The following is a 17,574-nucleotide window of genomic DNA, read 5'->3' on the forward strand; positions in this document are numbered from 1 at the left end:
TCCCGCGCAGGAGATTCCGCTTTTCGGCCAGATGCGGTGCCTGAGGCCAAGAGTTATGCAAAAAAGCCAAAAAAACAGGAGGTTCCGCGCCGAAAAAGTCGAAACCTGGCGCAAGCACGGCTTCACGGCGGCGGGGTTTCTTTTTATAGTGGTATGCGGAACGCAGAAAATAGACGCACCTTGGGGGGTATCGCGATGATCCGGTCTGAACTGATCCAGAAGATTGCGGATGATAACCCGCATCTCTACCAGCGCGACGTCGAACGCATTGTGAATACCATCTTCGACGAGATCACCGGGGCCATGTCCAAGGGGGATCGCGTGGAGCTGCGCGGATTTGGCGCATTCTCCGTCAAGAAGCGCGATGCCAGGGTGGGGCGGAACCCCCGGACCGGCGAAACCGTGCATGTGGAAGAGAAACATGTGCCGTTTTTCAAGACCGGCAAACTGCTCCGGGACAGGCTGAACGGGAAAGCATGATGCGTTATATTCGCTACCTCTGCATCGCGGTCTTTGCCATCGCGCTGATCGCGGTTGCGCTGGCCAACCGGGAGATCGTGGAACTGAAGGTGCTGCCGGGCGAAGTCGCCCATTGGTTTGCGGTCACGCCGCAGATCAGGCTGCCGCTGTTCCTGGTGATCCTCGGCAGCATTCTTGCGGGGCTTCTGATCGGATTTGTCTGGGAATGGATTCGCGAGTATGGCGAGCGCGCGGAAGCGGCCCGGCAGGCGCGCGAGATGCGCAGGCTGGAGCGTGAAGTGGCGCGCCTGAAGGGCGAAAAGCACAAGGGCAAGGACGAGGTTCTGGCCCTGCTGGACGAAGCCGGCTGAGGCACCGATGCCCGCTGCCATCAATGTCAAGATCTGCGGCCTCACCGAAAGCGCCGATGTCCCCGCCGCCATTCTGGCCGGCGCGCGCTATCTCGGGTTCAATTTCTTTGAGAAATCACCACGTTACCTGGCCCCCGCTGATGCAGCCTTTCTTGCCGGTGCGGTGCCGGAAGGGATCTGCAAGGTCGCTTTGACGGTCAACGCCGACAATGCCTTTCTGGATGCGCTTGTGGGGGTCGTGCCGCTGGACATGTTGCAGTTGCACGGTGCCGAGAGTGTCGAGCGTGTGCGTGAGATCAAGGCGCGCTACGGCTTGCCGGTGATGAAGGTTGTGGGTGTGGCCGCGTCGGAGGATCTGGCGGCGCTGGATGAATATGGCACGGTGGCGGACCAGCTGCTGGTGGATGCCAAGCCGCCGAAGGGGGCGGTTCTGCCGGGGGGCAACGGGCTGACCTTTGACTGGCGGCTGATCGCCGGGCGGCGCTGGCCGGTGCCCTGGATGCTGGCGGGCGGGCTGACACCGCAGAATGTCGCCGAGGCCATCGCCATGACCGGCGCGCGGCAGGTCGATGTGGCCTCCGGCGTGGAAAGTGCGCCGGGGGTCAAGGACGCGGATCTGATGGCGGCATTCTGCGCGGCGGCCCTGTCTGATGGCGTCGTCTGAATGAACCGCTGACGCGGTACGCGATTCATTTTTGCTGATGAGGGGGCTTTGCCCCCTCAAACTCCCCGACCTCTTGAAGGGGCTTTGCCCCCTCAAACTCCCCCAGGAATATTTACGGCCAAAAAGAGAGGGGGGTCGGGTCTTGTCCGTCGGACGGTGCCTGATTATAAGCCCGGCATGGCATGGCGTTTTGTGACCCTCATTCGAATTATTTTCCCGGCGCTCTGACCTGTTGGAGACGCCGGGCTTGAGGTGTTTGAGACCATCGCACCGATCAGACCATTTTTTCCAGGATTCGAAGGACGCAACACATGTGTGCCGACACGCCAGAGACGCTTGATTACAAATCCACCCTGAACCTGCCCAAGACCGATTTCCCGATGCGGGCCGGTCTGCCCAAGCGCGAGCCGGAATGGCTGGCGCGCTGGGAAAGGATCGGGGTCTATGACCGGCTGCGCGAGAAAGCGGCCCTTGCCCGGACGGGCAAGAATGAAAAGCCGCGCAGGCCCTTCACGCTGCACGACGGCCCGCCCTATGCCAACGGCAACCTGCACATCGGCCATGCGCTGAACAAGACGATCAAGGACATGATCGTGCGCAGCCATCAGATGATGGGCTTTGACGCGCGCTATATCCCCGGCTGGGATTGCCACGGTCTGCCGATCGAGTGGAAGATCGAGGAGCAATACCGCAAGAAGGGCCGCGACAAGGATGAGGTGCCGATCAACGAATTCCGCGCCGAGTGCCGCCAGTTCGCGGCCGGTTGGGTCGATGTGCAGCGCGAGGAATTCAAACGGCTGGGCGTGACCGGCAATTGGGCCGATCCGTACCTGACCATGGATTTCCACGCCGAGCGGGTGATTGCCGAAGAGTTCATGAAATTCCTGATGAACGGCACGCTCTATCAAGGCTCGAAACCAGTGATGTGGTCGCCGGTGGAGCAGACCGCCCTCGCCGAGGCCGAGGTGGAGTATCATGACAAGGAGAGCTTTACCGTCTGGGTGAAGTTCAAGGTGGTGGATTTCAAGCTGGCCGACCTGGTGACCGGCGGCGAGGAGGAATCGGTTGCCGATCGTGGCGCTGAACTGGCCGCCGAAACCCAGGTTGCGCAGGACTTTGAGGGGGCGCATGTGGTGATCTGGACCACGACGCCCTGGACCATGCCGTCGAACAAGGCCGTCGTCTTTGGCGAGGACATCGCCTATGGCCTCTATGAGGTGACCGGCACGCCGGAGGAAAGCTGGGTCTCTGTCGGGGACCGCTACATCCTGGCCGACAAGCTGGCGGATGACGTCATGGGCCGGGCGCGGCTGGAGGAGGGCATGTACCGTCGGTTGCGCGATGTGACCGCTGCACAGCTTGCCGGGATGTCGTTGCAACACCCGCTGGCCGGGGCCGAAGGCGGCAATGGCGAATGGGACGGGTTGCGCGACTTCCGCGCTGCCGACTTCGTCACTGACACCGAAGGCACAGGGTTTGTGCATTGCGCGCCCAGCCATGGTCTTGAGGAATACGAGCTTTACCGTGGCCTCGGGATGCTGGAGCAGGTAATCACCTATAACGTGAACCCTGACGGGCGGTTCCGCGATGATCTGCCGTTCTTTGGCGGCAAGGCGATCCTGAAGCCCAACGGCAAGGAAGGCAACGCAAACAGCGCCATCATCGACAAACTGGTCGAGGTCGGCGGCTTGCTGGCCCGCGGCAAGATCAAGCACTCCTATCCGCATTCCTGGCGCTCCAAGGCGCCGGTGATCTATCGCAACACCGCGCAATGGTTTGCCGCCATCGACAAGGTGGTGGGCGACGGGCTGGACATGCATGGCAAGACGATCCGCGAACGGGCCCTGACCGAGATCGACAATGTGAACTGGACCCCGAAATCGGGCCGCAACCGGCTTTATTCCATGATGCAGGCGCGCCCCGACTGGGTGCTGTCGCGCCAGCGCGCCTGGGGCGTGCCGCTGACCTGTTTCACCAAAAAGGGCGTGCTGCCCACGGATGAAGGGTTCCTGCTGCGCAACCCGGAAGTAAACCAGCGGATTGTCGAGGCGTTCGAGGCCGAAGGCGCGGATGCCTGGTATGAGGAGGGCGCAAAAGCGCGGTTCCTGGAAGGCATCGTGAACCCGGATGACTATGATCAGGTGACCGATATTCTGGATGTCTGGTTCGACAGCGGCTCGACCCATGCCTTTACCCTGCGCGACCGCCCCGACGGGACAGCGGATGGCATTGCGGATGTCTATATGGAAGGCACCGACCAGCACCGCGGCTGGTTCCATTCGTCCCTGCTGCAATCGGTCGGCACCACGGGCCGCGCGCCCTACCGCAATGTGGTGACACATGGGTTCACGCTGGATGCCAAGGGCATGAAAATGTCCAAATCCATCGGCAACACCATCGTGCCGCAGAAGATCGTCGATCAATATGGTGCGGATATCCTGCGGCTTTGGGTGGCGCAGACCGATTACACCGCTGACCAGCGGATCGGGGACGAGATCCTGAAAGGGGTGGCTGACAGCTACCGCCGGTTGCGCAATACCATGCGCTATATGCTGGGAAGCCTGAGCGATTTCAGCGAGGGCGACCGGGTCGCACCGGCGGATATGCCGGAGCTGGAGCGCTGGGTGCTGCACCGGCTGGCGGAACTGGACAGGCAGGTGCGCGACGGCTATGCGCGGTTTGATTTCCAGGGTGTGTTCCAGGCGGTCTTCACCTTTGCCACGGTGGACCTGTCGGCCTTCTATTTCGACATCCGCAAGGATGCGCTTTACTGCGACGGCGACACGCTGCGGCGGCGCTCGGCGCGCACGGTGCTGGACCTGCTGTTCCACCGGCTGACCACATGGCTGGCCCCGGTGCTGGTCTTTACCATGGAGGACGTCTGGCTGGAGCGGTTCCCCGGAGAGGACAGTTCGGTGCATCTGGTGGACATGCCCGAAACCCCTGCCGATTGGCTGGACCCGGCATTGGCGGCGAAATGGGCATCGGTCCGCGCGGCGCGCCGGGTGGTGACCTCGGCCCTGGAGGTGCAGCGGACGGACAAGGTGATCGGTGCCTCGCTGGAGGCGGCGCCGGTGGTGCATATCGCGGACGCGGATCAGCGCGCGGCGCTGGAAAGCGTGTCTTTCGAGGATGTGGCGATCACGTCTGACATCTCTGTCACTGGTGACCCGGCCCCGGCAGAGGCGTTCCGCATGCCCGAGGCCGAAGGCATCGCCGTGGTGTTCGAGAAGGCCGAGGGCGGCAAATGCGCCCGCTGCTGGAAGGTGCTGCCGGATGTGGGCAGCCATGCCACGCCCGGTGTCTGCAAACGCTGCGACGCAGCGGTGCACGAGGGCGAATCGCGGGCCTGATCCGCGCGGGGCGGTGCGGCTGTTGCCCGGCACCGCCCCTTGCCGCCCGCCGGACAGGCAATGTCTTAACCGGCGGCCCTTAGAACCCAACCCAATCGCGATTGACCGCCGGAAGACTTTCCACCTTTCGGCACCACAGGAGCAGAGGCGCAGACGTATCGCGCCACGCTGAACCGTTCAGGGTGCAGGGCCATGCCCTGTCTCGTTTTTCCGAATCTGGCGGCGCCGCCATCTTTACCGGCTCCTTTCCATATTCAGGCAGATTGCAGCGACACCGCCGGGGCCAGGGGCCTCGTGCGGGTATCGGTGCTTGAAGAGACAACTGCCAATCATGTCCAGCCCAACAGTTCCTGTTGGGCCGCGCCGTTCCGCCCCCACGGGGCGGCGCGATTGCGCCACCCCTCGGAACGGCGCTACGCCGGTTTCTCCTGTCGCAGGTGAATGGCCCGAGGTTATGACAACCTCCCGCCCGGCGGCACGCCGGGCAGCGCCGACCCGCCCCCATGGGGCGGCGCTTTGCACCACCCCTCGGGTCGGCGCTGCCCTTCGCGATAACCGCAGGTTCCGGATTGAGCGCAGGGGCATTCCGCGTCATTCTGGCACCATGAAACGCAGCCATATCTCCACCCGCTTCGGCGATCTGACCCTGACAGAACAGGATGGCGCAATTACCGCTGTCGGCTGGGGGGCTGTGGCGCGGCCCGACAGTAGCGATCTGCTGGCCGAGGCGGTGCGTCAACTGGCGGCCTATGACGCTGGCACGCTGGAGGATTTCGACCTGCCGCTGCGGGTTGCGGGCTCTGACCTGCAACGCAGGGTCTGTGCGGCCATCGCCGCGATCCCCTTTGGCCATACCCGCACCTATGGCGAGATTGCGCGCGATCTGGGCGTGTCGGCGCAGGCGGTGGGGCAGGCCTGTGGCGGCAATCCGATCCCGGTGATCATCCCCTGCCACCGGGTCATGGGGGCAAAGGGGCTGACCGGGTTTTCAGGCCGCGGCGGGGTCGAGACCAAGGTGGCGCTTCTGCGTCACGAGGGGGCGGCCGGGCTGCTCATCTGAAGCCCCGCGTCATGCGGATGGCGGCGCAGCAGCCCCGCCATCGCACCCAGCCCGATCAGCGCCAGCGGCAGGCTCGACAGGAACAGCACCCGCGCGACATGGGCGGCGTCCGCTGGCCCTGCCATGTCAAGAAACCCGCTGGCATTGACCACAATCCCCACATAGGCAGCCCCCAGGGCATAGCCCATGCGCTGCACGGTGGGGATGGCCCCGGACACGCGGGCCGCTTCCCCTGCCGGGACCAGCGCTGTGACGCGGCGCAGGATGAAGGTCCAGGCAAGGCCGAAACCGCCGCCCTCGATCGCCGAGAGCAGGGCAATCAGCCACAGCGGCCCATGTGGTATCGCATAGGCAAAGCCCGCGACGCTGAGGGTTGTCATGCCCATGCCCAGCCCGATCCACAGCCGGTCACGCCGCTCTGGCGATCCGCTGACCGCTACCGCCGTCAGGGTCCAGCCGATCGAAGAGGCCGCGACGATATAGCCTGCGGTCAGGGCAGAGACCCCGTGGATCAGCGTCATCAGCAACGGGCCATAGGCCAGCAGGCCGATGGTGGCCATAGAGATGCACAAAAGCATCAGCAGCGTCGCGCCCGTGGCCTGTCGCGGGTCCAGCGGGGCAGCGGGCAACAGCCGCGCCGCCCCGGCGCGGGCATCGCGCCACAGGAACCACCACAGGCAGGCGGCCCCGGCCAGGATCAGCAGGCCGCTGCGCAGCAGTTCCACCCGGACCCCGCCGGAGGAGATCAGGATCACCGCAGCGCAGAGCACGGCGAGGCGGAAGAAGGGGAAGGCACCGGGGGTCTGGGCCCCGGCACCGGCATTCTCTGCCTCGGGGCGCAGCGCGATCCACAGGCCAAGGCCCAGGGCCTGCACCGCGAAAAAGCCAAAGCCCCAGCGCCAGGTGGCATATTCCACGAACACCCCGCCCAGAAGCGGGCCGAGAAAGGCGGAAACCCCCCAGAAGGCAGAGACCACAGCCAGCGTGCGGGCCGCGAGGCGGCGCGGGAACAGCACGCCGATGGCGATGAAGGACAGCGCGGTCAACCCGCCGCCGCCCATGCCCTGAAGACTGCGTCCGACCAGGACCAGCCCCATCGACCCGCTGAGTGCCGACAGCGCACAGCCCATGGCAAAGCAGAATGCCGCCGCCGCCATCGGCACCCGCAGCCCATAGCGCAGCGTCAGCAGCGCGCTGGCCGCCCCCGCCACGATGGAGCCGATTTCATAGATCGAGACGGTCCAGCTGACATAGGCCGCGCCGCCGATCTCACCCACGATGGCGGGCAGCATGGTGGCCACCACAAGGCTGTCGGCGGCATGCAGCCAGACACCAAGGGAGACCAGCAGCAAGGGCGCGGTGTAGCCTGCGCTCAGGAACTCGCGCCAGGGCACATAGTCGGTTTTCGGGGCAGGGGGTGTCTGGACGGTCATGGGCAATCCTTTGCAGTATGCCCCTTGATGGCGGCTCAACCAAGGTTGAGGTCAAGCGGAAATGTGACTTTGTTTGCCGCGCCTACCCTTACCCCTTGCCCCCGCAACGCGGTTTTCCCGCCGTCGATCACTGACACCCAGGCCTGGAACAAGCCGCAGGCGCCGGGCCATCGCCTGCCCGCCGGTCGGGTAGGCGATATGGTAAGGCCAGGTGTTCCCCCTGATAGGATTCATCATGGTTGATAAGTTAAGTGGCATGAACATAAGTCAGCATCGCCCACCCCGGGCAGGCGACGGCCCGGCTTGCCCCCGCCCGGCACCAAGCCGGGCATCGCCCGACCTCCCCCCGGAGGGCGAATTTGCAACCTCAGCCACCACACGAGCGGCTGGCGTGAAGATGCGTTTCCCACCGCGTATAGGTTTGGAACGCCCTCCAGGTCGGGCGCTGCCCGGCCGGGCACCTCAGGTCGCGCCGGGCTCGATCCAGCCGCCCGTCCTGTGACCGTCAGTCTTTCGGGTCAAAGAACGCCTGCTGCACCGCACCGGCCAGGATCAGGTAGACGGAGGTGATCACAAGCCCCCAGGGTGCCCAGCTTGCCGCGTCGAAATTGCCCCAGGCGGCCCAGCCGGCAAAGAAGGTCCAGGCCAGCGCCATCGGCAGGGTCACCCCGCGCCAGCGCTCGGTGCGCACGGGATGCACGAACTTGATCGGCAGGAACATCGCAACGGACAGGGTCGTGACGATGATCAGGCAGACCCACCAGGGCGGTGTCAGGGCAAACAGCACCAGCACCAGCATGTTGAAACACCCCGGAAAGCCGGAGAACGAATTGTCCCTGGTCTTCATCCGGGTGTCGCAGAAATACATGGCGGAGGCGAAGGTCACGACAATGATCATGACCCAGCCGCTCCACCCGTCCATGAGGCCGGAGGAGAACAGGGCGAAGGCCGGGATAAAGACATAGGTGAGGTAGTCGATGATCAGGTCCAGCAGCACGCCGTCGAATTCCGGCGCGTTGGTCTTTACATCGTATTTGCGCGCCAGCGGCCCGTCGATGCCATCCACGAAAAAGGCGACCACCAGCCAGAGGAACATCATGTCCCATTCGCGGTCGACGGCGGCCAGCATGGCCAGCATGGCAAAGACAGCGCCGGTTGCGGTGAAAAGGTGAACAAGAAGGGCACGCATGCGAATGGACATGCCTTGGTGTTGCAAATCGGGCTGCCGGATGAAAGAAATAAATGCGAAAGCGGTAGCCTGGCGTGATTTTTGCAACCTCAGGCGGTGCCGCGCCGCCCTGTGCCGTGGCGGCGGGGCGATATCACCGCCTGCTGCGGGGTGGCATAACTTCGGTCACATCGGCTTGACGCCAAAGGTGATTCCCACTAAAGCCAGCGGACAAGTTTACGGGTCGCATCGCGCGGCCCCTTTTATGTGTTGCAACGGGCCTGCGTTGCCGCACCACTAAAACAAAGGATGAACCCATGTCGCGTGTTTGCGAACTGACCGGAAAAGGCCCGATGACGGGCAACAACGTAAGCCACGCCAACAACAAGACGCGGCGTCGTTTCCTGCCCAATCTGAATGACACGACCCTGCAATCCGAAGCGCTGGGCCGTTCGTTCAAACTGCGTATCTCTGCACATGCCCTGCGGTCCGTTGACCACCGTGGCGGTCTGGACAAGTTCCTGGCCAAGGCGAAAGACACCGAGCTGTCCGCCAATGCGCTGAAGATCAAGAAAGCGATCAAGAAATCCGGCATGGAAGCTGACGCGCTGAGCTAAGCGTTTTCCATTCCGTCGACTTTGCAACCCCGGTCCCCCGTGTCCGGGGTTGTGTCGTTTTGGCCTCTCGTCTTACGGTCTGAACCGCGCCTGCACCGCAGATCAACCAAGGATACCGAAAATGACCCGATTTCTGACCGTTGCCATCGCCGCGGCCCTTCTTGCGGCCCCCGCCTGTGCCGAGATCATGGTCAAGGATGCCTATCTGCGCAGCTCCACCCCGACATCCGCCAGTGGTGCGGCCTTCATGACGTTGATGAACGACGGGGCCGAAGACGACCGCCTGATCGCCGTCAGCTCTGACGTGGCCGGGCGGGTCGAATTGCATACCCACAGCGAGGACGAAAACGGCGTCATGCGCATGTCCGAGATCGAGGAAGGCATCCCGGTCCCCGCAGGCGGCATGCACAGGTTGGCGCGCGGCGGCGATCATGTGATGTTCATGGGGCTGACCGGCCCGCTGGAACAGGGCAGTGAGGTTCCCGTCACGCTGACCTTCGAAAAGGCGGGCGAGATGCAGTTGATGATCCCCGTGGACCACGACCGCAAGCCGGATCACGGGGCGATGGATCATGGGGCGATGAAACACGGCGACTGAACCACGTCCGCACCGCGCGGAGGGCAAGTCAGAAGACTTCGGCCTTTACGTGACGGATCGCAGAAAAGTTGACAAGCCGGACCTTAAAGCCCGATGCGGCAAAGGTCCGGTTTGAGCCCACTTTGACCGATGCTGCGCTTTACGTGAATGGCCGCACTGATTTCATAGCTGTGAAGAAACAAATGAGATTGGGGTAGCGGAAGCATGATTCACGATCGGCGGAGAAGAGCCCGGCAAAGCAATCGTGTCATCGCCACGACATACCGATCCTCGGTCCAGCCAAGATGATGTGTGAGTTCTCTCCACGTGTCAAAATGAGCTGTCGCGTAGAGAACCCCGGCCGCTTCCTCGATGTCCCAGTCAGGTGAAAGCTCACCTCCGTCGGCGATCTGCTTGATCATCGCCAAGAAGGTTTTTTGGCGAAACGTCATGCGATCATGCCATGCCGAACTCAGCGCCGCATCGTCGTTCTGCGCGGCCTCCAGAATCCGAGCGACCGGAAACACCGCTGACCAGAACTGTGTGTTTAGGCGCATGGCGCGCCCAAGGAGTTCGGCTCCGTCCGGTGCGGCACGCACATGCGCGAGCTTGCTGCCGAGGTCGAGCGTTTCGTCCATATGCTGGACGAGTGCCAGCACTAGTCCAGCCCGGTCACCGAAATGGAGGTATATCGCCTGCCGTGAGACAGCCGCTTTCGTCGCCACTTCGGTCAGCTTCAGGCTGGATTCGTGATTTGCTATCAGGTCCCAGCTTGCCTTGAGGATGTGCTCGCGGGTCTGCGAACTGCCGTAGTCAGGCACTTTACTTGACACTATGTAAACTGGCCTCTAGTTTGCTTTACACGTTGTAAACTAGGACAATAGGGTGGCTCCCATGGAAGTGCAATCTTTTCTCGCGGCACAGGCTGCAACTTTTGCCCGCTATGGTATTGATTTAGAGCAAAAGTTCATCGACGTCCCGGTCGTGGAGGGACGTGCGCAGGTTCTGGTGGCGGGCGAAGGCCCACCTGCAATCTTGTTCAACGGGATTGGCACACCAGCGGCAATGTGGGCTCCCTTGATGGCCCAATTGAAGGGCTTGAAGCTTTATGCCGTTGACTTGCCGGGCTTTGGATTGACCAGCACGACCCCGACAGTCGCGCAGGATCTGAAGGCGACGGCGGTTGCCTTTGTCGGGCAGGTGCTGGACGGGCTCAAGCTTGACCGACCAACGATCATCGCAAATTCCCTTGGTTCACATTGGGCTTCATGGTTCGCGCTTGACCAACCAGAACGGATTGCCGCACTCGTTCATGTCGGGTGCCCCGCACTGATACTGGAGACCTCAGCGCCTCTACCGATGCGGCTCTTGTCCAAGCGAGGTCTGGGGTGGTTCATGATGCGGTTGCAGCCCCCGTCGCCCCGACAAGTCAAGCAATTGTCGAAGATGGTCCACGAATATCCGCTGCCGCAAGAGATCGCCGACCTGCTGCTGGCGACCGAGCGCCTGCCGGGGTTCGAGCCGACGTTTTTGGCGATGCTCAATGCGGTTGTCGGGGTGCGGGGCGCACGCCCGGGAATGGCGCTGAGCCGTGAAATTTTGAGCCGTATCAACACCCCATCTCTGCTCATCTTCGCACGTCGTGATCCGTTCGGGGGAGAAGAGATCGGTCGACAAGCCGCCGAGGTCATCCCTGATGCTTGTCTTCACATTGTCGATGGCGGTCATGCACCATGGATACATCACGCCGACCAAATTGCGCCGCCGATCCTCGACTTTCTCGGCTTGGGGGAGACAATCGCTCTCAAGTAATATGCTAAGACGAAACAGACCTTCGGACCGCTATAGGAAACGGCAACTCTGTCCGCATTGCCGCCTTTGAGTCATATCAGATGAAGGTTCGTTTTCAGGCAGAAATGCCTGACGTTTGGGCTACGATCGGGTGACGTCGTGCGCGGATCGGATCAGGGGAATTCGCCGCGACGCTAGCCGCGCAGGAATTCCTCTACCCATGCGGTCACGGTCTTTGAGGCCGGGCCGGTGCGGTGTTCCTCGAACTGGTTGCCGACGATTGAGCGTTCAAGATTGAACTCAATCGTATGGGCTCCCGCGCGGCGGGCCTCGGCGACAAAACCGGCCGCCGGATAGACATTGCCCGAGGTGCCGATGGCGATAAAGACCTCCGCCTCGCTCAGGTGCTGGAACAGCGCGTCCATGTCATAGGGCATTTCCCCGAACCAGACGATATCGGGCCGCGCTGCGGGTGCGCCGCAGGCGGGGCAGGTATCGCCCGGTGCCATCACCATCGGCGCGGGCCAGCGGTGATCGCAAGCTGCGCAGAGCGCGCTTTTCAGCTCTCCGTGCATGTGCATCACGGTCCTTGATCCGCCCCGTTCATGCAGGTCATCGACGTTCTGGGTGATCACGATGACCTCGCCGCCGTGTTCCGCCTCCAGCCGGGCGAGGGCGCGGTGCGCGGCGTTGGGCTCAACATCCGGCAATTGCGCGCGGCGGGCATTGTAGAAATCGACCACCAGCTTCGGATCGCGGGCAAACCCCTCGGGCGTGGCCACGTCCTCCACCCGGTGCTGCGCCCAGAGACCATCGTCGGCGCGAAAGGTCTCGATCCCGCTTTCGGCAGAGATGCCGGCACCGGTCAGGATCACGATCTTGCTGCGGGAATGGATCATGGGGTCGGGTCCTCGATCAGGTGGAAACTGTCTGCCAGCCAGGGCAACTGTGCGGTGACCGGGCCGATCATATGGGTCTGCATCAGGCGGCGCATGGTTGCGGATATATCGCGCGGCACGGGGTCGGACCAGTCGGACCCGGCAAAAAGCGTGATCTGGCGCGCGGCATCCGGCAGCGGCAGGGGCATCGGATGCAGCGCCTCGTGGAACCGTGTGGCGCGCATATAGCCCAGCGGCGTGGTGATCGCCCAGCCGATGCCGCGCGCGACCATCGCCATCAGCGCCAGATGGCTGCCGATCTCGAACCGGGTCGGCAAGGTCAGCCCGGCCCGCGCGATATGCCCGCCGATCTGCCGCGCGATCAACTGCTCTGCCGCGTAGTGCAGCAGGGGCAGCGGCCCCGCGCCCGCCAGCAGCTCGGAGGGGGTCTGGACCAGCCCGGCAGGGGCCACGATGATGAAGGGATCGCGCGCCAGCGGGTATTCGGTGACCCCGTCGGGCGGTTCTGCGGGTCTGGCCGCGATGGCGATGTGCAGGGCGCGCGCCTGCATCGCGGCGGCCAGTTCAAGACTGCCGTCGGTGATCATGCGGAACCGGCAGCCGGTCAGGCTGTCGGCGAGGATGGTGGCAAGGCGCGGGGTCAGATCATTGTCGAAGTCGTCGATGATGCCCAGGCTCAATTCCTTGAGGTGGGCCAGATCCATCACCGTGACCTCGCTTTGCGCCAGCCTGAGTTCGGACAGCGCCACCCCGGCGTGGCGCAGAAACAATTCCCCCGCCGGGGTCAGCCGCATGGGGCGGCGCGAATGGTCGATCAGCTCGGCCCCCACGGCCTGTTCCAGATTGCGCATCTGCTGGCTGACCGCAGGCTGGCTGAGCCCGGTCGCCGTGGCCGCCTGTGCCACCGACCCGGCCTGCGCCAGCGCCTCGAACACTTCGATGCCGCGCAGGGTGACGCCCTTTTTCAACATATGCCTGGCCCCTTGTTTCGTGTTTCTTGAAAGCATCCGCTGCCGGGGTCAAGGTTTTATGACGGTTTTGCGAAGGCTTCATAAGGAAAGCGGAATATAGCGGCATTCGGGTCTGGCTTGGGGCTGGCGCATCGCCGGGCCATCGCCTGCCCGCTTGCGTTTCGCCTCCGAGGTCCGGGAGGGGTGCAAAGAGGACCATCCCTGCAAGGCGCGCGAGCGTCTGGTATGCGAGCTTTGCGGTCTTTAGCAACGAAGCCCCAAGCCGCCCGAAAGACTTGTAAGCGGATGGAGCCGCCGTTGATCAGTCATGCCTAAGCCCGGAATCAAGCCGAAGGCGCCGGGCCATCGCCTGCCCGCCGGTCGCACCAAAGGTGCGCCGTCAATCGTCGGCATGCCTTTGGCATGACGGGCGGGCGATTTGGTGAGGCTGGGTGTTCCCCCGACAGGATTCATCATGGTTGAGACATAAAGTGGCATGAGCCAAGGAATCATCGCCCACGCCGGGCAGGCGCTGACCCGGCTTGTGCTTTGCGTCAAGGGACCGACATGTAACGCAAAGCGCTTCGGTGCCATCCTGCCCCACTTGCAGCTTTTCCACGCGCGCCCCATGGTGCACCCAACAAGGAGACCGAGATGAAGATCGCCACCGCCGCCTATCCGCTCGACGTGCTGACATCCTGGGCGCAATACGAGGACAAGATTTCGCATTGGGTGGCAGAGGCCGCCGGGCAGGGGGCCGACCTGCTGGTGTTTCCCGAATATGCCGCGATGGAACTGGCCACATTGGCCGGCCCGGAGGTGGCGGGCGATCTGGAGGCCTCGCTGTTCGCCGTGTCCGACCGCCTGCCGGAGGCCGATGCCCTGCATGTGAAACTGGCCCGCGCCCATGGCGTGCATATCGTCGCGGCCTCTGCCCCTGCGGCGACCGACACGCGGCCCGTCAACCGGGCGCGGCTGATCACGCCCACGGGCCAGATCGGCGTGCAGGACAAGCAGATCATGACCCGTTTCGAGGGCGAGGTCTGGGACGTTATCCCGGGCAACAACCTTCAGGTGTTCGACACCGCGCTGGGCAAGATCGGGATACTGATCTGTTATGACAGCGAATTTCCCTTGCTGGGCCGGGCGCTGACCGACTGTGACATCATCTGCGTGCCCTCGGTCACCGAGGCGCTGGCCGGATACTGGCGGGTGCGCATCGGCGCAATGGCCCGCGCGCTGGAGAACCAGTGCATCACCGTCATGTCCAGCGTTGTGGGGGAGGCCGACTGGTCCGAGGCGCTGGGCACCAGCTTTGGCGCGGGCGGCATCTTTGCCCCGCCGGACACCGGCTTTCCGCCCACCGGGGTGATCGCCGAGGGCGCGCTGAACGCCCCCGGCTGGACCTGCGCCGAGGTCGACCTGGCCCGGGTCGCCCATGTCAGGCGCGATGGCGTCGTGCTCAACCGCAGCCACTGGAGCGGGCAATCGGGCCGGGATGGCGCGGCGATACCTGTCAGATTGCGTTGAATACCCCTTGAAAAATGGCCGCAATAGGCTCATTTAGCAGCGTGCCCCGGATTTGGGGCCGGTAAACCAAGGAGAGACCATGGCCAAGGAAGATACGCTCGAATTTCCCGGTGTCGTGAAGGAACTCCTGCCTAACGCGACGTTTCGGGTCGAGCTTGAGAATGGCCATGAGATCATCGCGCATACGGCAGGCAAGATGCGCAAGAACCGCATCCGTGTTCTGGCAGGCGACAAGGTGCAGGTCGAGATGACCCCCTATGATCTGACCAAGGGTCGGATTAATTACCGCTTCAAGTAGGCCGCGCTTGTCGCGGCCCGTGCGACGAGCGTCCTGCTTGCAGGGCGCGGTCGACACCCGGTCGCTGTTCCGGGTGATGCCTTTTGTGAAAGGCTGTCCATGACATTCATTCTCGGATCAGGTTCCCCCCGCAGGCTGGAACTGCTGGCGCAGATCGGCGTGACGCCGGATCACATCCGCGCCCCCGACATTGACGAAACCCCCAAAAAGGCCGAATTGCCGCGCCCCTATTGCGCCCGCATGGCGCGGGAAAAGGTGGCGGCGGTGCCCTGTGACGCGGGTGACATCGTGCTTTGCGCCGATACCACCGTGGCGCTGGGCCGGCGCATCCTGGGCAAGCCCGGGGATGCGGCAGAGGCCGAGGCGTTCCTGCGGATGATGTCGGGCCGCCGTCACAAGGTCATCACCGCGGTCGCCGTGAAAAAAGGCGACCAACTGTGGCAGCGCGACGTGCAAAGCACCGTGCGCATGAAATCCCTGTCTGACGCCGAGATCGCCAGCTACCTTGCCAGCGGTGACTGGCAGGGCAAGGCGGGCGGCTATGGCATCCAGGGGCCTGCCGGTGCCCTGATCCCATGGATCAGCGGCTCCTTTACCGGTATCGTGGGCCTGCCCCTGGCCGAAACCGCGAACCTGCTGATCGCAGCGGGCTATCCATTGTTGAAAGGGACCTCATGAAGGGCCGCACGATCATTCTGGACCACCTGGGCGCGCGCGAGGCCGCCGCGTTGATGGTGGATGGCAAGCTGGACGATCTGCTGATCGACAGCGACGCCCCCCGCCCCGGCACCGTCTACCGTGCCATCGCGGACCGTCCGGTGAAGGGGCAGGGCGGCATGTTCCTGAAAACCCCCGACGGCTCTGCCTTTCTGCGCCAGATCAAGGGGCTGGCCCCCGGTCAGCCGATTCTGGTGCAGGTCACCGGCTTTGCCGAGCCGGGCAAGGCGATCCCGGTCACTGCCAAACTCCTGTTCAAGAGCCGCTATGCCATTGTCACGCCGGAGGCGCCGGGGCTGAACATCTCGCGCAGCATCAAGGACGAAGCGCTGCGCGACCGCCTGCTTGAGATCGCCCATGATACGGCGGGGGAGACGGTGTTTGGCCTGATCCTGCGCTCTTCCTGCGCCACCGGGGATGATGAAGACATTGCCGAGGACATTACCGCCATGCTCGACCTCGCGGGCCGTGTCATGGAGGACGGCGCAGCAGAGATGGAGACATTGACCGAAGGCGACGGCCCCCATGTGCTGGCCTGGCGCGACTGGACGGCGCCTGCGGAAGTGGTGACGCAGCCGGGCGGTTTCGAGGACCACGGCGTGATGGATGAGGTCGAGGCCGCACGCGGCCCGCAGGTGGGCCTGGGCGGTGGTGCCTCGATGTATGTGGAACCGACCCGCGCGCTGGTGGCAGTGGACGTGAACACCGGCAGCGATGCCTCGCTTGCTGCGGGCATCAAGGCGAACATGGCCTGTGCCCGCCTGTTGCCCCGTGCGCTGCGGGTGCGGGGCCTGGGTGGCCAGATCACCCTGGACCTGGCCCCGATGCCGAAAAAGGACCGCCGCGCCTTCGAATCCGCCCTGCGCGCGGCCTTCCGGGGCGATGATGTGGAAACCGCGCTGGTGGGCTGGACCCCTCTGGGCCATTTTGAGCTGCAACGCAAGCGCATGCGGGCGGCCCTGTCGGAGGTGTTGTGATGTCCTGTCCGATGTGCGGCAAGCCGATGGTCAAGGCCTATCGCCCCTTCTGTTCGCGCCGCTGTGCGGACCTGGACCTGGCGAAATGGTTCAACGGCAGCTACGCGGCCCCCTCCACCGACCCCGACGACATCGAAGCCGCGATCGAGGCCGCCGAAGCCGCAGCGGACACGCCACCCAAGCCACACTGAAAGCCCTTTGGTTTCAGCGGCAAAAAGAGGCTGGACACCCCGCCCCAGAGGTCCTAGAACCCGCTCACCCGACCACATCGTGGTGACCCGTGCCCGGGTAGCTCAGGGGTAGAGCAGTGGATTGAAAATCCTCGTGTCGGTGGTTCGATTCCGCCCCCGGGCACCATTTAAATCAAAGATACCAACAGCATAACGTGAGCAGCACGTTTGCGTTTGGCCGTGTGTTCTATCTTGGGTGTCCATTGGGTGTCGTTTGAGTTCTTGAAAGCACCGCTACGTTGTTGGTGCCAAATCAAACGCGCCATGTGCCTTTTGATTCAGAGTCGGTGGTAGAGCTCGACTGGTTTACTCGATTACTTCGACTGCCTCTGGCAAAGAGACTAACGTCGAAGGCTGTGGAACTCGTTTTCCTTTTGCCAGATTAAATGCCACTTTGCTCTCTTTTTTCATTTTGCCGAGCAAGCTATTCACCTGCTGAGAACGTCAGTGCAAAAGTGAGCCACGGAAGTGGCGGGATAG

At 63.4% G+C, this 17,574-nt stretch carries 18 protein-coding genes and 1 tRNA gene; 14 read left to right on the top strand and 5 right to left on the bottom strand.

Annotated elements, in window-relative coordinates; all coding sequences use genetic code 11:
• The first annotated feature begins 195 nt into the window (after positions 1–195).
• The 5 genes from ihfB to A8B82_RS21370 all read left to right on the top strand — a co-directional run bounded on the left by ihfB (position 196) and on the right by A8B82_RS21370 (position 5,907).
• Positions 196–480, top strand: coding sequence for an integration host factor subunit beta (gene ihfB, locus A8B82_RS21350; RefSeq protein ID WP_067297179.1), 285 nt, complete (start codon positions 196–198; stop codon positions 478–480).
• On the top strand, positions 480–830 hold the full coding sequence (locus A8B82_RS21355) for a LapA family protein (RefSeq protein ID WP_067297181.1): 351 nt from the start codon (positions 480–482) through the stop codon (positions 828–830). Before ihfB ends, A8B82_RS21355 begins: the two co-directional genes overlap by 1 nt.
• Before the next feature lie 7 nt (positions 831–837).
• Positions 838–1,494, top strand: a complete 657-nt coding sequence (locus A8B82_RS21360) for a phosphoribosylanthranilate isomerase (RefSeq protein ID WP_067297184.1) — start codon at positions 838–840, stop codon at positions 1,492–1,494.
• A gap of 311 nt (positions 1,495–1,805) precedes the next feature.
• Positions 1,806–4,847 carry an isoleucine--tRNA ligase gene (gene ileS / locus A8B82_RS21365; RefSeq protein WP_067297185.1) on the top strand — a complete coding sequence of 1,014 codons (3,042 nt, stop codon included), beginning with the start codon at positions 1,806–1,808 and terminating at the stop codon, positions 4,845–4,847.
• A 604-nt stretch (positions 4,848–5,451) separates the two neighbouring features.
• Positions 5,452–5,907: a methylated-DNA--[protein]-cysteine S-methyltransferase gene (locus A8B82_RS21370; protein ID WP_067297188.1), complete on the top strand. Its 456-nt coding sequence runs from the start codon at positions 5,452–5,454 to the stop codon at positions 5,905–5,907.
• Here the strand turns inward: A8B82_RS21370 and A8B82_RS21375 are convergent.
• Together A8B82_RS21375 and A8B82_RS21380 are read right to left on the bottom strand one after the other, a co-directional pair.
• Entirely contained in the window at positions 5,877–7,340 is a 1,464-nt protein-coding gene (locus A8B82_RS21375; protein WP_067297191.1) for an MFS transporter, read from the bottom strand. The genes A8B82_RS21370 and A8B82_RS21375 overlap by 31 nt on opposite strands.
• A 505-nt stretch (positions 7,341–7,845) precedes the next feature.
• Positions 7,846–8,541, bottom strand: a complete 696-nt coding sequence (locus tag A8B82_RS21380) for a CDP-alcohol phosphatidyltransferase family protein (protein WP_067297193.1) — start codon at positions 8,539–8,541, stop codon at positions 7,846–7,848.
• A 284-nt stretch (positions 8,542–8,825) separates the two neighbouring features.
• Between A8B82_RS21380 and rpmB the strand changes: the two genes are divergently transcribed.
• On the top strand, positions 8,826–9,125 hold the full coding sequence (gene rpmB / locus A8B82_RS21385) for a 50S ribosomal protein L28 (RefSeq protein ID WP_067297196.1): 300 nt from the start codon (positions 8,826–8,828) through the stop codon (positions 9,123–9,125).
• A gap of 121 nt (positions 9,126–9,246) precedes the next feature.
• On the top strand, positions 9,247–9,723 hold the full coding sequence (locus tag A8B82_RS21390) for a copper chaperone PCu(A)C (RefSeq protein WP_067297199.1): 477 nt from the start codon (positions 9,247–9,249) through the stop codon (positions 9,721–9,723).
• 209 nt (positions 9,724–9,932) lie between these two features.
• Here A8B82_RS21390 and A8B82_RS21395 read toward each other — a convergent pair whose 3' ends face one another.
• Positions 9,933–10,523, bottom strand: a complete 591-nt coding sequence (locus A8B82_RS21395) for a TetR/AcrR family transcriptional regulator (protein WP_067297202.1) — start codon at positions 10,521–10,523, stop codon at positions 9,933–9,935.
• Between the two features lie 73 nt (positions 10,524–10,596).
• Here A8B82_RS21395 and A8B82_RS21400 point away from each other — a divergent pair, with 73 nt between their 5' ends.
• Positions 10,597–11,514, top strand: a complete 918-nt coding sequence (locus A8B82_RS21400) for an alpha/beta fold hydrolase (protein ID WP_067297203.1) — start codon at positions 10,597–10,599, stop codon at positions 11,512–11,514.
• A gap of 173 nt (positions 11,515–11,687) precedes the next feature.
• On the opposite strand, the gene cobB is transcribed toward A8B82_RS21400, so the two are convergent.
• Both cobB and A8B82_RS21410 read right to left on the bottom strand, forming a co-directional pair.
• The gene (gene cobB / locus A8B82_RS21405) at positions 11,688–12,392 is read right to left on the bottom strand and encodes a Sir2 family NAD+-dependent deacetylase (protein ID WP_067297207.1); all 705 of its coding nucleotides are present in this window, start codon (positions 12,390–12,392) and stop codon (positions 11,688–11,690) included.
• A complete protein-coding gene (locus A8B82_RS21410; protein ID WP_067297210.1) occupies positions 12,389–13,363 on the bottom strand; it encodes a LysR family transcriptional regulator in 975 nt (324 codons plus the stop codon). The genes cobB and A8B82_RS21410 overlap by 4 nt, the downstream gene beginning before the upstream one ends.
• 633 nt (positions 13,364–13,996) lie before the next feature.
• Here A8B82_RS21410 and A8B82_RS21415 point away from each other — a divergent pair.
• From A8B82_RS21415 to A8B82_RS21440, 6 genes are all read left to right on the top strand, one after another.
• Complete coding sequence (locus A8B82_RS21415) at positions 13,997–14,872, top strand: carbon-nitrogen hydrolase family protein (protein ID WP_067297213.1); 876 nt, start codon at positions 13,997–13,999, stop codon at positions 14,870–14,872.
• 79 nt (positions 14,873–14,951) lie between these two features.
• On the top strand, positions 14,952–15,170 hold the full coding sequence (gene infA, locus A8B82_RS21420; RefSeq protein WP_005978431.1) for a translation initiation factor IF-1: 219 nt from the start codon (positions 14,952–14,954) through the stop codon (positions 15,168–15,170).
• Between the two features lie 99 nt (positions 15,171–15,269).
• Positions 15,270–15,848, top strand: coding sequence for a Maf family protein (locus A8B82_RS21425; protein ID WP_067297216.1), 579 nt, complete (start codon positions 15,270–15,272; stop codon positions 15,846–15,848).
• Positions 15,845–16,864, top strand: a complete 1,020-nt coding sequence (locus tag A8B82_RS21430) for a ribonuclease E/G (RefSeq protein WP_067297219.1) — start codon at positions 15,845–15,847, stop codon at positions 16,862–16,864. The genes A8B82_RS21425 and A8B82_RS21430 overlap by 4 nt, the downstream gene beginning before the upstream one ends.
• Positions 16,864–17,055, top strand: coding sequence for a DNA gyrase inhibitor YacG (locus A8B82_RS21435; protein WP_067297222.1), 192 nt, complete (start codon positions 16,864–16,866; stop codon positions 17,053–17,055). Before A8B82_RS21430 ends, A8B82_RS21435 begins: the two co-directional genes overlap by 1 nt.
• Positions 17,056–17,146: 91 nt before the next feature.
• Positions 17,147–17,221: transfer RNA gene (locus tag A8B82_RS21440), tRNA-Phe, on the top strand.
• The last annotated feature ends 353 nt before the right edge of the window (positions 17,222–17,574 follow it).

It is taken from the genome of Sulfitobacter sp. EhC04 (genome assembly GCF_001650875.1).
Classification (GTDB): Bacteria; Pseudomonadota; Alphaproteobacteria; order Rhodobacterales; family Rhodobacteraceae; genus Sulfitobacter.